We start from the raw sequence: 15521 nt of genomic DNA, 5'->3' as shown, positions 1-15521 counted from the left end.
ACAAGAATCTAAAGCGCGTCGCATGAGGTCGATCGAACGCGACGCGCTTTAGTCCAAGGCTGCTTCGGCTTGAGCGGGCGCATCGCGTCCCTCTGGTGGTGCCGATGAACGCTCGCGCATATGCCTGACGGTCTGAAGGACACGATCGGCAAGAGATGCAAGCGCACCCTGTGCCGTGCGCGTCCCGATGACGGATTCCAGCGTAACCGCCTGCGTTGAGAATTTGTGTTTGAACGACTCTGCGCCACAGAGGAAATCGACAATGCTCAAGCCGTGATCGATCGACCACTGTACGTAATCCATCAACAGGATCACACCCGGCGACGCCCGGCCGAAATCCGGATCGAACGTCGTCACGAAGGCCATCATCACATCGTGCTGGACGAAGTTGATCGACACCGCGACCATCACGCCATTGCATTCGAGGACGAAGATATGCAGCACGCCGGCGCGCGCCAGCGCATCGACGAGCGCGGCGAGTACTGGCACACCCTCTTCGAAGAGGTCTGACTCACGCATGCGCTCGGTCAGCCATTTCCGTTTCAAGGCCGCGAGGCGCTCCAGTACCGGTTGCAGCGGCTCGTCGGGCGCAAGCAGGCGAAATCTCACCTCTCCGGCTTCTTCCAGCGCTTTGATGCCGCGCCGATAGTTCTGGCGCGTCTTTTTCGACTGGTCCGCAAACCATGCCGCTCCGCTTTCCCATTGTCCGGCAACGCGATAGCTGACTTCCGTTCGGTGAAAGTGACGAAGCCTGATGCCGCCGGAAGCTCCCGGCGTGAAAATTTTGCGGGCCGCCGCATCCGGCGAGAGACGACTGATCAAGGCAAGATCGAAGCCACCTGCATCGCAGAGTTGGGTCCATAGCTCCTGCAGCGCCGACAACGAGCATTCCGGAGCAACGAGAATATCCCCATAGTCCGTATAGCTGCCGGCCGCCCATTCGAGAAACCGCAGCCCCCTGCGCCTGCCGATCGCCAGCGGAACGACGCCGACGAGTTTCTCGCCCTTCCAGACCAGGCCGATCCGCAATGCGCGCTGGTCACGGCGTTGTACGGTACTCCACCATGCCGAAATCCAGGCATGGCTTTGAAAGATCAGCCCGTCGGTGCGATGCCAAAGCTCCATCCAAGCGGCTTCGACCGCAGCCAGGCGATCCGCCGAACGGACGATTTCCAGGCGCTCCGCGCCCAGGACGTCGATGGAAACGGCGGTGTTCATGAAGGAGAACTGTCCTGTGGCTGCGCGACCACATTGGGCCGTCTGTGAAACAGTCGCATGACATGCCTTGCCATCTTCTTGAGCGGCAGGATGTAGAGCCCAAAGAGCGACTGGTAATCGCGCACATCGCGATCGATTAGGCCAAATTTCAGGTCTTCATCCGGCTCCGGGACAAATTGCGTTCCGAACAGACGATCCCAGAACGAAAAAAGCAGGCCGAAATTCTTATCGTAGTGACGAGGGTCGATGCTGTGATGCACCTGGTGCCAGTGCGGACACAGGATGATGTTGTTCAACGGGCCGAACGATATCTTGAGATGTGTATGGCGAACAAAGTCCATCATCAGGATGTTGCGGATGACGTAGACGTTGATGCCGAAGATAGCGACCTCTACCGGATCGAGTGCGATCAGGCTCCAGATGCCGAAGCAGATGCCCGGGATGACGCCATCCCACATACGGTTCATCAGATCGTCCAGCGGATGAACCCGGTCCTTGGTGATCCCCACCATCACTTCGGCCGAATGATGTACCTTGTGCAATTCCCACAGGAAGGGGAAACGGTGCTGGGCGACGTGGTAGAGGTAGTATGAAATGTCATAGGCGACCAGCATGGTTGCGGTGAAGATGACGATCGTCACCGGTCCCGCCGGGCCGGCGAGAAGCGGCGCGTAGATGTTAAAGAGCCAGCCGATTGCCTCGCGTGTGCCATAGCCCACCGCGACGACGAAGGTGACGCCGGCAGGAATGAGCAGGAAAGGCATCATCGCCCGTTTCGTAATCCAGAACAGGGCGTCGGCTCGCGCCGACGGGTGCAGGATGACTTCCGGCGGGAAGGCGAAGTCGAAAAAGTCCCTGAGGGATTTATGTTCGACAGTTCGCCAGTAGGCGATCACCGCGCTGCCCAGTGCGGTGAGGAGAAGCAGGCCGAGCGTGGTCAGATTGACGTTCGAAAGCTTTTCCACAATCGCTCTGGCAAATTCGGAAAACATCGTTGCAGCGGCTCCTGGTCGTAAGAAGGCAGTCTGGGGTCGTAAGAAGGCGATCTGGCGAATAGCAAAGCACAAAATTCCCGCCAAACTCGCTACGCCGCCTGCAACCAGTGGCTGTTGCGGGCACGGCGGGCAAAGCAGGCTGGATGGTGCGAGACTAGCAGATCAACGGTAACGAAACCGCTAAATGTCCAAACGTAATTAATGTCGAATACGGCTGGAACTCGCCCGGCAACTCTACGTTGGCGCCGGTTTTTTCCGTTGCGGCGGGTGAATTGGGGCAAGATGGATATCGATCCCGGCTTCGCCCACTTCGCCGTGCCAAGCGAGCCGTTCGGCTTGCTGCCTGGTGCCAAAACGCAGTGAAACCCAACCGCCTCGGCCCGGCATGTCACCGCCGGCGCCGATATCGAGCGCAGCATCAGGAAAGCGGATGGCCAACAGCGCCTCGTCGCCGCGCAACACCGTGACCGTGTTTTCGTGCCGGTCGGCATGGAGACCGGCCGCCAGCTGGAACACGATCTCGGACTGGCGCCTGCCGCCGAGCAGTTGGTCGGTGATGAGGATGCCATCGGCCTGGCGCGCCAAAGTGCGCTGATGCACGACGCCGAAGCGGCTTCTATAGCCGTCATGCCGGGCGCTCAGCCTCCAGTGCGTTCCCGGCTCGCTCTCCACCAGCGCTGCGACTGCCTTGTGCGACCAGTTGAAATTTCCAGCGATGGTGCTTTGGCTTTTACCCTCGATGTTCAGCGTGTTGTGCGCCGGTGTGGAGCGGAACCAGTCGCGCCACGCGCCCCCCGAACCGTAGAGCCAGGTGCCGGGATCGACCAGCACCGGCTCACCGTCGATGCACAGGGTAAGCGACAGCGCGTCGGCATGGCCGTGCGCCGCTATCGAGAGATAGCCAAGCGGTCCATGATCGAACGTCAGTTCGACATTGCGGCCATTCATGGCTCCGCGCCAGACTGAGAGCCCGCCTTGCGCGAATGTCTGCAAGCCATGCACCGCGGGCGCCGGGCCCGACGGCGCACCAAAGAAAAGCGAACGAAAGTCGTCAGGCCCCGCAGCGTTGCCTGGCGTCCCCAGTAAGCTTTGGATGGCGGCCGCGACGGATCGGATATAGTTCGGCTCGTCGCCCAGCTTCATCACATGGCCCTCATCGTCGTCGCCGAAGCGGGCGGCGTTCTGTGGCAGCCAGCCGACGAAATTGGCGAAGGCGCCCAGACGCCCTTCGACAGCCGAGGGAAACCGCGTTCCCGCCTGGCGCGCCGCGGCGGCGCACAGCAAGATGAGTTCGGCGCTGAAGGCTGCATAGGTCGGCGTTTGCTCGGCACCGGCGCCGTCGGCAAGAATCTGCTTGTGCGTCTCATTCAGGAGGGCGCTGCGGGCAATTTCGGGTTCGGCCCCGAGCGCCAGGCCGACCAGATATTCGCCAGCCAATTCCGCGACGAGATGGTTGTTGGCGGAGGAATATCGCGATGGAAATCGCGGCAGCCAATAGGCGCTTGCCGCGAGTATTTCTCCGGCTTTCCGCAGTGTCGCCGGGTCAAGCCGGTCGCGGACGAGGTCCAGGGTGACGATCAGGCTGATGGCTCGCAGCGCTACTTCGATGCCGGAAGCCCAGCCAATGCCTCGGAACGGCGGATTGGCGGAATGCCAACTGCCGATCGCCAACTCGATGGCACTCCGGGACCGATTATCCTCGCTGAGGAGCAGGTGTGCAGCCAGTGGCGGCAATTGCTGCAGCCGGTTGATCTCCCAGACATATTTTATATCGCCAAGGTCGCCGCCATGGCGAAAATCGATGTCGAAAGTATGAGCCTCGGGGCCAGGCCAAAGCCTGCCGGTCACCGGATCAAGACGCCAAAGCTCAGCAGGAAACAAAAGATCGGGCTCGCGCTTTGGCCATGTCCGCCCGAGTGCCGAAAAACGGCCCTGAAGCATCTCTTGCGCGGCCGCCGCTAGGGCTTGCCGTTGAGCGTCGGTCGCTGCCAGCGCAGCATGACGAAATTCGGGCAGCACCGGGTGCAACTGCGGCGATGGATAGCGCTCCCACCCATCATCGCGGCGACGCGACGCGATCCTTCGACGTTGCTCCACCAGCCGGTGCAACACCTCGGCCGGTCCCATGCTGCGCAATCGGTTGATGTACCAGCCGATTCTCATGCACGCCCCGTCAACGTTTCGGTCCTTGTATACCATGCCGTCGAAAAGCTGCGGGCCGGCAATCTTCTTTCCCGTTCGTTGCGGTTAATATCTCCCGCGAGCATGCGGAGGGAGCGATGGGAAAAGCGGTGTATGTTGTTGCCTGGGTGCTCGCCTTGCTTGTGGCGGCCGACGCAGCGCCCATCCCTCTCAAGCGCGGCGTTGGCGTGCATCAGTGGCTCAACTGGTCGCCGGTGGAGAAAGACGGAACCTACGTTTGGCCGCCCTATCGCAGCGAAAAGGAGTGGCTTGCGGAAAGCAGGCCGCTCACCGACTGGCCGTCCGGGGAGGTGTTTGCCCACATCCGATCGATGGGCTTCGACTTCGTCCGGCTGAGCGTCGATCCCGGCCCGCTGCTTGCCAGCGAGGGCGCCAAGCGGCAGCAGGCGCTGGACATACTTGCCGCCGGCGTCGAGCGGATCACGTCGACCGGCCTCAAGGTGGTTTTCGACCTGCATGGCGTCACTCAGGTTCCCGACTACAGCATGGAGATGATCTATGGCGGCGCCGACAGCGAGGGCGTTGCCCGCTATCGTCAAATGGTTGTGGCGGTCGCCGCCATGCTGGTCAAGATAGGCACCGACAGAGTCGCCCTCGAACCTTACAACGAACCCGCATACTACCCTTGCGATGCGAGCGGCAGCGATGACTGGCAGCGGATCATGGCAGGGACCGTCCACGACATTCGAGCGGTTAGCAGCGAACTTACCATCGTTGCAACCGGCGCCTGCGGCGGCAGCATTGCCGGATTGGTCAACCTCAGCCCCGGCTTTGATGACCCAAACCTCTATTACAGCTTCCATATGTATGAGCCGCACAGCTTCACCCACCAGCGGCCCGATGACACGATCAGCTTTGCTTCGGGACTTCCCTGGCCGGCCGACAGCAGTACACCCGAAGTGGTGACCGAAACCCTTAGAGCGCGGATGGAAGCTGCCGGCTTAAGCAGGGTCGAGCAGATGATGAACATGGCCACCGCGCGCCAAGCAATCGCGAAATATTTCGAGCAGAACTGGGGCCAGAGCCAACTGGAGGCGAGCTTTCGCCAGGCTGTCGACTGGGCTGAAGGCCATGGCATTCCCAGCCGGCGGCTCTTCATGGGCGAATTCGGCGCTATCCTCATGTCAGCGGACGGCCGCATGGGCGCCTTTGAGGCCGACCGTTCGCGCTATCTCAAGGCAGTGCGCCGAGAGGCCGAACGCTTTGCGATCCCATGGTCTGTCTGGGAGTTCTCCAATCCCTATGGGATGAGCCTCATCCGGCCCGATGGCCCCCCGGTACCCGACCCGGAGATGCTGCAGGCATTGGGCCTGCCATAGGTGCCGTCACTCCCCCTCACCAGCGAACAACCGGTGGCAACCCCTGGCCGCCAGGCTTGATCGAGGAACGGCCCGTAGCAGCTTTTCTCCCGGTTGGGTTGTATTGGCACGAAGTGTTTAACACATTTGTTGTACTGAAGTGAGGAATGCGCGCGCCTAGGGGGGACAATGTGTGGAATTGCCGGATGGATCGGTCGAAGGGCCGAAAATCCACAAGAGCGGGCCGCCAGAATGTCAAATGCATTGCGGCATCGCGGTCCCGATGCCGAAGGCACCGAGATATTGGACCTGAATACCGGCGAGGAACAATTGGCATTGGTCCATCGCCGCCTGGCGATCATTGATTTGGCGCCCGAGTCGAATCAGCCGATGCAGATTGAGGACGGCCGTCTCAAAATAGTTTTCAACGGTGAGATATATAACTACATCGAGCTGCGCCAGGAACTGATCGGCCTTGGCCATCATTTTCGAACGCGCTCCGACACCGAGGTGCTGCTCCGAGCCTACGATCAGTGGCACTTGTCCATGTTCGACCGGCTGAGCGGCATGTTCGCCTTTGCCCTCTGGGATGCTCAGAGGCAGGAATTGATCCTCGGCCGGGATCCCTTCGGGGAAAAGCCGCTTTACCTCATGCAAAGCGAAAAATCGCTGCTGTTTGCCTCGGAGATCAACGCATTATTGTCGTCGCAGCAAGATGCGCAGCAACTCGATCTGGATGCCGTGCACGAGTATCTGAACTGGCGTTATGTGCCGGGACCACGCACGCTTTTTAAACAGATCCGCAAGATCAATCCCGGCAGCTATGCTGTCTGGTCGCAAGGGGTAGTCAAGGAAACGCGCTACTATACGCCTCCGGACCAGGCGGCTCTGACCGAGCGGATCGACGGAAAAACCGCCAAGCGGCGATTTCTGGAACTGCTCGACCATTCCGTCGAGATCAGGATGCGCAGCGATGCACCTTTTGGGGCCTTTCTCTCCGGAGGACTCGACTCCTCGGCTATCGTCGCGCTGATGGCCAGGCATAGCGCCACGCCCATTCGCACGTTTTCTGTCGGGTTCGACGACGCAGCCTACAGCGAACTTGCATTCGCCCGGCGCGTTGCCGATCATTTCAGGACCGATCATTGCGAACTTGTCATCCAGCCAGGCGATCTGATGGATCACCTGCCAGCGATGGTTCGCCAACGCGGGGCACCTGTTTCGCAAAGCAGCGATATTCCAATTTACTTGATGTCGGACCGAGCCTCCCAGGACGTCAAGATGGTGCTCACCGGAGAAGGAGCCGACGAGATTCTCGGCGGCTACCCCAAGCATCGCGCGGAATCACTGGCCGGTATCTACCAGTCGCTTGTTCCAGCCTCGCTGCACGATAACGTCCTTTCCCCTTTGGTACGCGCCATGCCGGGCGCGTCGGCCAAGGTCGATACGTTTGCCCGCACCGCGGGCGAAAGGAACTTTGCCGCCCGGATGGTCTCCTGGTTTGGAGCCGTTTCGGCGCGGCAGCGCGCTTGCCTGATCGGCGCGTCCGCAAATCGCCGTTATGAGCGCACCGACTTTCCGTTCTCGTCAAGCGCTGCGGCCTCCCATCTTCGCCGCGTGCTGTTTTTCGATCAGACATCGTGGCTGCCCGACAATCTCCTGGAACGAGGCGACCACATGATGATGGCCGGTTCAATCGAAGGAAGAATGCCGTTCCTCGATCGCGATCTGGTTTCGTTCGTCAGCAAATTGCCCGATCGCTACAGGCTGGGTTGGTTGCACAGCAAGCAGATCCTGCGCGACAGCATGGCCAATATCCTTCCGGAGGAAATTCTCAGCCGCCGCAAGGTCGGGTTCAAGGTACCGGTCGCCGAATGGTTTCGCGGATCGATGAGGAACTACGTGCATGACCATCTTTGCTCGCCTCACTCCGTTATTCGCAGCTATCTGAGTCCGAAACAGCTTGATCAAATCGTCTCGGAACACACCACGCGTGCCGCCGACCACGAAAAGCTGATATGGGCGCTGTTGAATTTAGAGATATTCCACCGCGAATTCAGGCTCGAAGCGCCGCCGCGATCGTCGGCCTCAGCGCTTGACCGGTTGACGGCTTGACGCGGCCGACCGCCAGACATCGCAGATTGCGCCGACAAATGGCGCGAGCTCAAGCCGTTCCCGATGCACGGCCATGGCACCGGCACCAAGCCTTGCCCTTAGTGCCGGGTTCTCCACGAGGCGGCTCAACGCGTCGGTCAACGCTGTAATATCGCCTGGCGGCACCAGCAGCCCGGATTGCCCGTCGGTGATTATGTCTTCGACCGCGCCAACCGGGGTCGCCACCACCGCCAAACCGGCTGCCATGCCTTCGATCACCGACATCGGCAGATTTTCGGCGAAGGAGGGAAGAACCAGAATATCGGCCGAAGAGATCAGCGATGCGACATCGTCAGGTCCCACCCAACCCGGAAAGGCGATCCGGTCTGCAATCCCCAGCGCGGCTGACTTTGTCCGTGCCGCCTCGACTTCGCCATCGCCGGCAATCGTGGCGCGCCAATTCTTGACGGGGCTCATGCGGTGCAGTGCCTCCAGCAATTGCGGTACGCCCTTGCGGTCGCCGATGCGGCCCAGGAATAGGATATGCACATGGTCGCCGCCGCCGACATGCGCCAGCGACGGGACTTCGGTCGCATTGGGCACGATCACGATATTGCCGGCAGCGCCCGGCGCCCGATCGGCGACGAAATCGCGCCAAAGCATGCCCAAAACGATCACCCGATCGGCATGCTCGAACAGAGCTTTGATTCGGCGGCTTATGAAACCGCGGTCGGCTTTCCAGAATGTCTGATACTGCGCCCCGTGCAAATGCAGGACATAGGGTATCGACAGCAGCCGTGCGCAGGCGGCGATCACCATCTTGCGGTAGGTGCTGCCGGAAACTGAGATGTTGATATGAATGACATCGGCGCGTCCAGCCAGACGCGCTTTAAGCATCCGTAAGCAAAAGCCGAGCATATAGAAGATCGAAAGTCCGACATGGCCCGGGCCACGGCTGGCAAGGAAGCACACATCGATGTCGGCAATTTCTTGCCGTTCGAACTCTTGTTTCAGCGCCCCCATGATCCGGTCGATGCCGCCCTGCCCCGAAACGCCCGACGGCGTCGCGACCAGGACATGTATTTTTCGATCGGATATGAGGCACTGCAACATGATGGTACTCTGAATAACACAGACCGGGTAACTGCAAAGCAAACGTTCCCGATAAGGTTTACGGCAAATCTTTTAGTTCAAACTGAATCTGTTCACCCTTCGCCGTCATCGTGCTGGATTTCCCGCAAGTCGGCGGCTAGTCGAAGGTGAGTTTTCCAGGGACACGCCCTTGCTGCTCCGTTCCACGCTCATTTATGCTCCGGCGATCCTGCTGACGCGAATTTCGGCGCTGCTCCTGCTGGTCGTCGTGACGCGTTTGATCGACCAGACCGAGTATGGCCTGCTCACCCTGGTGGTGACCGTCGGTGAAATGACCGACATTGCCGTCACCAACTGGCTGCGCATCGCCTTGCTCAGGCTGGGCGGCAAGGGCGAGGTCAGCCGCGGCAGCCTGATGCTGGCCGGGCAGGTGTTGCTTGCGACCACGGCCCTGGCGCTGGTCATATCGGTAGGCGCGTCGGCGGTGGTCGTGCCGGAACGCTGGGTCGAGTTCGCGATCGCGGTCTGCGGCTATCTGGTCGCCGGATCCATCAGCCGCTTCGCGTTGACGGTGCTGCAGATGCAGCAGCGCCATTCGGTCTATTCGATCTTAGAAGCCCTGCGTGCCCTGCTGCAACTCGCGCTGCCGATCGGCGCCATTCTTGTCTTCCAGGATAGCTTTCTGACGGTTTCGCTCGGCTCGAGCCTCGGCGCCTTGATTGCCGGCATCGTGGCGGGGATCATGGCATACCGACGGGTCGTTACCGGTCCGCCGCGCTTCACCCACAGGGACTTCTTTGCGCTCGGTGTGCCGCTGGTCATCATGGCGCTGGTGGGCTTCGGGCTCAACAGCGCGGAGCGTCTGTTCCTCAAGATCTATTACGATGCCAGCGCTGTAGCGATCTTCGCCGCAGCCTATGCCCTGGCCCGCCAGCCGATCGACATGGTCGCCAACGCCATCAACATGGGCGCCTTTCCCGAGGTGGTCAGCCGGTTCGACGAGGACGGGCCCGCGGCGTCGGGCCGGCTGCTATCGCAGCTGATGGCGCTGATGATGCGGCTTTGCCTGCCGATTGCAGCGATGCTGGTCGCGCTCAGCGGCGATATCACCGAGCTCATGCTGCCCTCGCAATATCACGGCCGCTTCGGCCTGCTGTTTCCGGTCATTGCCTTCAGCGTGCTGTGCGCCAACCTCACCAGCTTCGTCTATGGCGTCGTGGTGCACGCGCACAAGCGGCCGTGGCTGCTGATCATCGCCAATCTCTTCGGCTCGGTGGCAACAATCGCATTGTCCCTGCTGTTGATCCCCCCGATGGCGGAGATCGGCGCCGCTTTGGCGCTGGCGGGCGGCTCGGTGGTGGGCTCCATAACCTGCATTATCATCAGCGAGCGGCTCACGCCGGTGCCGGTGCCGTGGCGCGACATCGGTGTTTCCGTGGTCATCTCGGTCAGCACGGGGGTGGCCGCCAAGCTTGCCAGCATGGTGGTGGGCGACGTGCCGGCGATCTTCTCGCTTGTCGCCGGCGGCACCACCGGCGCTGCGGTTTTCTTCGGGCTGACCTCGTTGTTCCACCCCGTGGCAGCGACGCAATTCGTCGCCCAGCTGCGGGCTCGGCTGCGGATCGCATAAAGCGAAGTCCAGGGCCAACGGCTGTTTTGTGGGGGAGCGCGAACCTATAAACCGGCGTTTCGGCGCCAGCGACGCTCCCAGAACTCCCGGCACAGCAGCCCGGCGTAGGCAGTGTTGGTGTCGTAGTAGCGGCGCCACAAGCGTCGCGGCTCCTGCACAACACGGAACAGCCACTCCAGGCCGGTCGCTTGTATCAGCTTCGGTGCACGGGCAACCTTGCCGCCATAGACGTCGAAACTGCCGCCCACGCCCATCACGAAGCTTGGGGCGAGTTCATCGCGGTAGCGTTTGAGAAAGCGCTCCTTGCGCGGTGTCGGCATGGCCACCAGCAGGCAGTCGGCGTCCGAGGCGTTGATCGCCGCGACGATCCCGGCCTCGTCCTCCGGCTTGAAATAACCGTTGCGCATTCCCGCTATGCTGAGGCTCGGATGATCTTTGGCAAGTCTCGCTGCAACCGCGTCGAGAACGTGCTGTTCGGCCCCCAGCAGATACGGCCTGAACCCACGCTTCGCGCAGAGGCTCAGCAGATTGATCATGATGTCGACGCCCGCCACCCGCTCGGGCAGCGCGACGCCGCACAGACGTGCGCCCCAAAGCACGCCGATGCCGTCGACGTTGACCACGTCCGCCCCTGCCACGTCCTCGTGCAGTTCGGCATTCTGGCGCATGGTCACCAGCTTGGCGACGTTCACGACCACATGATGCAGCGGCCGCCGCAAGGTCATCGCCTCGTCGGCGATGGCCAGCGTCTCTGCCATGGTCAGCGCATGGATAGGTGCGCCAAGGAACTCCCGGCGCCGTGACGCCAACAGGGAATGCTGCGCCCATGCTGGGGCGTGCGCGTTCATGCGGCCTGCTCCCTTGCAAGCGTCACTTGTGCGACCTCTGGTTTCTTGCCTTCGATGCGGGCGTCGGGCTTGCGTGCCTTGCGCCACGTCCACAGGCCCCTCGTATCGACGAGCTTCTTGTCCTTGAGCGCTTCGGGGTCGACCAGATTGAATTGTCGATGGTCGACAAGGAGGACGACGATGTCGGATTTGTCGATGGCCGAAAGTGCGTCGGTGAACACGATGCCCCTGCCCTCGAGTTCATGCGGCAGCGAATTTGTGTTGGGTTCAGCCGCAATGATCTTCACATTGGGGATATCGGACAGGAGTTTCACCACCTCGACGGCCGGGCTCTCGCGCAAATCGTCGATGTTGGCTTTGAAGCTGAGGCCAAGACAGGCGATCGTCTGTTTGCGGGAGGGGTCGAGCAAGGCCTCGATATCCCTGACCACCGACATCGGCCGCTCGGAATTGATCCGGCGTGCCGAAGCCATCAGCCGCGTGCTGTTGGGTGCGGCGTCGATGATAAAATATGGATCGACCGCAATGCAGTGACCGCCAACGCCCGGGCTCGGCTGGAGGATGTTCACGCGAGGGTGCCGATTGGCGAGATCGATCACTTCCCATACATTGAGCGACAGGTCCTGACACACTGCGGCAAGCTCGTTGGCAAAGGCGATGTTGACGTCGCGGAACGCGTTCTCCGTCAGTTTCACCAGCTCAGCACTTTCGGCCGTTGTCATGAACAGGTCGCCGGTGACGAAGGTCGAATAGAGTGCCGCGGTCCGTTCCGACGACTTGCGGGACAATCCGCCGATCGAGCGATCGTTGTTGATCAGCTCGGTCAGCACCTTTCCCGGCAGCACGCGCTCGGGCGAATAGGCGACCAGCACATCGGCGTCTTCGCCATGCTGGACAGGAAATTTGAGATCAGGCCGCAACTCGGCAAGCAGCCCGGTCATGATACGCGTGGTTCCGACCGGCGATGTCGATTCCAACACCACAAGGTCTCCCCGCTTCAGCACTGGGGCGATGCTTCGTGCCGCCGCGAGCACGTAGGTCACGTCCGGCTTATGGTCGTGGGTCATCGGGGTCGGCACGGCGATGATATAGGCGTCCGCCGGCTGCGGCGTGCTGTAGGCCATGAGCTTGCCGTTAGCCACGACCTTCTGGATCAGGCCGTCAAGGTCCGGCTCGACGATGTGGATTTCGCCGCGGTTGACCTTCTCGACCACCGCTCCGTTGACATCGACGCCAATGACGTTGAGCCCGCGGCTGGCGAAAATGGCGCAGGTCGGCAGGCCGATATAGCCCATACCGATTACGGAAACGGTTTTGATTTCAGCCATGATGCAGCAGTTCCTCAACAATCCGGTTACTGGCCCGGCCATCGCCATATGGGTTGTGTCGTTCCGCCATGCCGCGATAGGCAGCCTGATCGTCGAGCAGGCGATTGGCGTTGAACAGGATTTTCTCGACATCGGTCCCGACAAGACGGGCGGTGCCGGCCACGATCCCCTCGGGTCGCTCGGTATTTTCGCGCATCACCAGCACCGGCTTGCCGAGCGAAGGCGCTTCTTCCTGCACGCCGCCGCTATCGGTAAGCACCAGATAGCTCTGCTTCTGCAGGTACAGAAACGGCAGATAATCCTGCGGCTCGACCAGATGGATGTTCGGCACGCCTTCCAGCTCTGCGTTGACCACCGAGCTCACATTGGGGTTTGGATGGACAGGGTAGACGATCTGCACGTCTCCGCGCGCCGCCAATCCCGTCAACGCCGTACAGATGCGCTGGATGCCGCCATCGAAATTCTCGCGGCGATGGCCGGTGACGAGGATCATTTTCTTGGAAGGGTCGAGGAAGGGGAAGCGGGCAGCGAGCTTCGCGTTCATCAGCCTGTCGGCATCGATCGCGCTTGAAAAATGCAACAGCGTGTCGATCACCGTGTTGCCGGTCACGAAGATGGTGCTTTCGGCCTTTCCTTCGGCGATGAGATTGTCGCGCGCCTGAACGGTCGGCGCAAAATGCCAGGTGGCGATGTTGCCGGCAATCTTGCGGTTCAGTTCTTCAGGAAACGGCGAGTTGATGTTGTGGCTGCGCAATCCTGCTTCGACATGAGCGACCGGGATACGCTTGTAGAAGGCAGCCAGAGCCGCGGCCATCGCCGTGGTGGTGTCGCCCTGTACCATGACGATATCGGGTTTCGCCTTGTCCAGCACCTCGGCCATGCCCAGGAGCACCCGCGAGGTCACGTCGAACAGCGACTGGCCGGGTTGCATGATGTTGAGATCGTGATGCACAGGCAGGCCGGTCAGCTCGACAACCTGGTCGACCATTTCACGATGCTGGGCGGTAATGCATATTTCGGTGATGAAGCCTGGATGAGCAAGGGCGGCACGCGCCACTGGAAAGCATTTGAGTGCCTCCGGCCTCGTGCCGAACACGATCAGCAGTTTCTGCCTGGACGGCAGTTTTGGACGTGAAAGGACGTTCATCGCTGATCCTGGTCGCCTGCAGCCCTCGGGACATGCCGACTATTGCCCGCAAGAGCCATAATAGCGCCGGACAGCGCCTTCGTGATCTCAATTCTTAATATATGATTAACAACCAAGGCCGCGTTCTCCCGGATTAACTCTTATGAAAGGTTGGGCTGACAAGTAGTCTATGGTAATAATCTTGAAAAAGAATATATTGGATTGACTAATATTTTAATCATCGGCCACGCCAACACATCCCGGCGCTGGGAAAATGAGCTTCTGGCGCGGTTGAGTGCGGCTGGACATGCGGTTTCGAGTAGCCGCGCGCCGACGCCTGAACCCAACTCGCGCGGGATGGATAATGTGCTGGCGCTCGAGGGCCGGCGCTTCGACCCCTCACTGGCAAGCCGTTCCGGGCCGTTGCCGTCCGGCGATACCAGCTCAGTCGATCTTATAGTCGATCTCACCGCTACCGCCGCACGACGGGGCACGCCTGTCCTGACGCTCGAATTTTGCGGCCACAGCAGCTTTGCCGCGGGCATGACCGAGATGCTGGCGAGCAGGCGGTTGCCTGAACTCACCGCGCGCCTCGACGGCGTTGCCGTCGCCAGGGCGCGGCCGATGATCAGTGATCGGCTCTGGCTCTCCCGAACCAGCAACGACCTGCTCGCCGGCACCATCTCCCTGATTGCCCAATGTGTCGCCCGCTTCTCCACGGGCAAACTTGCGCCGATTGCCGAGAGCCCGGCGCCGCCCCTGCAGAAAGGCGGGTTTATCAGGCACTATCTGCCCTTTTTCGTCAGGGGATTGGTTGACCGCGCCGTGCAAAAACTGCGACGTGGTCGGCGCCCCTTCTATTGGCAGGTTGCTTACCGGCTGATCGACGGTCCAGGCGTCGCCGAAACCGGACAACTGGATGGCAAGCCGTTCACCGTGCTTGCCGATGACGGGCAGCGATTCTACGCCGATCCGTTCGTTCTCGAGCGCGACGGCCGCCACTTTCTTTTTGTCGAGGAGTTCCCCTACGCCATCGGCCGCGGCGTGATTTCTGTCGCCGAACTTGGCACCGACGGCACTTTCGGCGTGCCGAAAATGGTGCTGGAGGAAGCGCATCACCTGTCATATCCGCAGGTGTTCGCTCACTCCGGCGAGATTTTCATGATCCCTGAAAGCGCTACGGCGCGAGAACTGGTGCTCTACCGTGCGGTGCAGTTTCCGGATCGCTGGGTACGCGATACGGTGCTGATGACGGACAGGGATTTCAACGACGCCACGCTGCTCGAATCCGACGGCCGCTTCTGGCTGTTGGGGACTGAGCGGTTCGGTCACGGCAGCGCATCCGACACGATGGCCGTCTATTCCGCTCCGGCGCTGCGTGGGCCCTGGGCTGCGCACGCGCTCAATCCGGTCGCCGTCGATCACTCGGCCACTCGGCCGGGCGGCGCCTTTATCCGCCAGGGCGACGCTTTGCTGTTGCCGGTGCAAAACGGCTCGAGAGCCTATGGCGGCGGCCTGGGCTTGATGCGACTGGATCGGCTTGATGATTTCGACGTCCGTTTCGAACTGCCCCAGCCAATCGATCCCGGGACGGCATGGGCTCGGGCGGGCATCCACACGCTCAACCGCGCGGGCCATGTCGAGGTCGTGGACAGCGCCGGCTGACCGGATTTGAGGCCCGTGCTGAACG

At 61.1% G+C, this 15521-nt stretch carries 11 protein-coding genes; 4 read left to right on the top strand and 7 right to left on the bottom strand.

Features of this window, described 5'->3' with window-relative positions:
- Positions 1–48: 48 nt before the first annotated feature.
- The 3 genes from RQ479_RS31890 to RQ479_RS31880 form a co-directional block, all read right to left on the bottom strand.
- The gene (locus tag RQ479_RS31890; protein WP_376703645.1) at positions 49–882 is read right to left on the bottom strand and encodes a GNAT family N-acetyltransferase; all 834 of its coding nucleotides are present in this window, start codon (positions 880–882) and stop codon (positions 49–51) included.
- A gap of 332 nt (positions 883–1214) precedes the next feature.
- Positions 1215–2210: a sterol desaturase family protein gene (locus tag RQ479_RS31885; RefSeq protein WP_376703644.1), complete on the bottom strand. Its 996-nt coding sequence runs from the start codon at positions 2208–2210 to the stop codon at positions 1215–1217.
- A 237-nt stretch (positions 2211–2447) separates the two neighbouring features.
- Positions 2448–4376, bottom strand: a complete 1929-nt coding sequence (locus RQ479_RS31880; protein ID WP_376703643.1) for a heparinase II/III-family protein — start codon at positions 4374–4376, stop codon at positions 2448–2450.
- Positions 4377–4492: 116 nt separating this feature from the next.
- Between RQ479_RS31880 and RQ479_RS31875 the strand changes: the two genes are divergently transcribed.
- Positions 4493–5734, top strand: a complete 1242-nt coding sequence (locus tag RQ479_RS31875; RefSeq protein WP_376703642.1) for a glycoside hydrolase family 5 protein — start codon at positions 4493–4495, stop codon at positions 5732–5734.
- 231 nt (positions 5735–5965) lie between these two features.
- Positions 5966–7828, top strand: a complete 1863-nt coding sequence (gene asnB / locus RQ479_RS31870; protein ID WP_376703641.1) for an asparagine synthase (glutamine-hydrolyzing) — start codon at positions 5966–5968, stop codon at positions 7826–7828.
- Here asnB and RQ479_RS31865 read toward each other — a convergent pair.
- Positions 7802–8920, bottom strand: coding sequence for a glycosyltransferase family 4 protein (locus tag RQ479_RS31865; protein ID WP_376703640.1), 1119 nt, complete (start codon positions 8918–8920; stop codon positions 7802–7804). The genes asnB and RQ479_RS31865 overlap by 27 nt on opposite strands.
- Before the next feature lie 169 nt (positions 8921–9089).
- Between RQ479_RS31865 and RQ479_RS31860 the strand changes: the two genes are divergently transcribed.
- Positions 9090–10529 (top strand): lipopolysaccharide biosynthesis protein, encoded by a 1440-nt coding sequence (locus tag RQ479_RS31860; RefSeq protein WP_376703639.1) that lies wholly within the window; start codon positions 9090–9092, stop codon positions 10527–10529.
- Between the two features lie 44 nt (positions 10530–10573).
- Here RQ479_RS31860 and RQ479_RS31855 read toward each other — a convergent pair whose 3' ends face one another.
- Genes RQ479_RS31855 through wecB form a run of 3 tightly spaced genes read right to left on the bottom strand, consistent with a single transcriptional unit; the run spans position 10574 to position 13852 of the window.
- Positions 10574–11377 carry a WecB/TagA/CpsF family glycosyltransferase gene (locus tag RQ479_RS31855; RefSeq protein WP_376703638.1) on the bottom strand — a complete coding sequence of 268 codons (804 nt, stop codon included), beginning with the start codon at positions 11375–11377 and terminating at the stop codon, positions 10574–10576.
- A complete protein-coding gene (wecC, locus tag RQ479_RS31850) occupies positions 11374–12705 on the bottom strand; it encodes a UDP-N-acetyl-D-mannosamine dehydrogenase (RefSeq protein WP_292653783.1) in 1332 nt (443 codons plus the stop codon). Before wecC ends, RQ479_RS31855 begins: the two co-directional genes overlap by 4 nt.
- A complete protein-coding gene (gene wecB / locus RQ479_RS31845; protein ID WP_352467134.1) occupies positions 12698–13852 on the bottom strand; it encodes a non-hydrolyzing UDP-N-acetylglucosamine 2-epimerase in 1155 nt (384 codons plus the stop codon). Before wecB ends, wecC begins: the two co-directional genes overlap by 8 nt.
- 201 nt (positions 13853–14053) lie before the next feature.
- On the opposite strand from wecB, the gene RQ479_RS31840 reads away from it, so the two are divergent.
- A complete protein-coding gene (locus RQ479_RS31840) occupies positions 14054–15496 on the top strand; it encodes a hypothetical protein (protein ID WP_376703637.1) in 1443 nt (480 codons plus the stop codon).
- Positions 15497–15521 lie beyond the last annotated feature (25 nt).

Origin of the sequence: Mesorhizobium sp. ISC25, from assembly GCF_042295465.1 — a bacterium.
GTDB lineage: Bacteria > Pseudomonadota > Alphaproteobacteria > Rhizobiales > Rhizobiaceae > Mesorhizobium.
The sequence above is the reverse complement of the archived record's forward strand: the minus strand, read 5'-3'. Positions and strand labels throughout refer to the sequence as shown.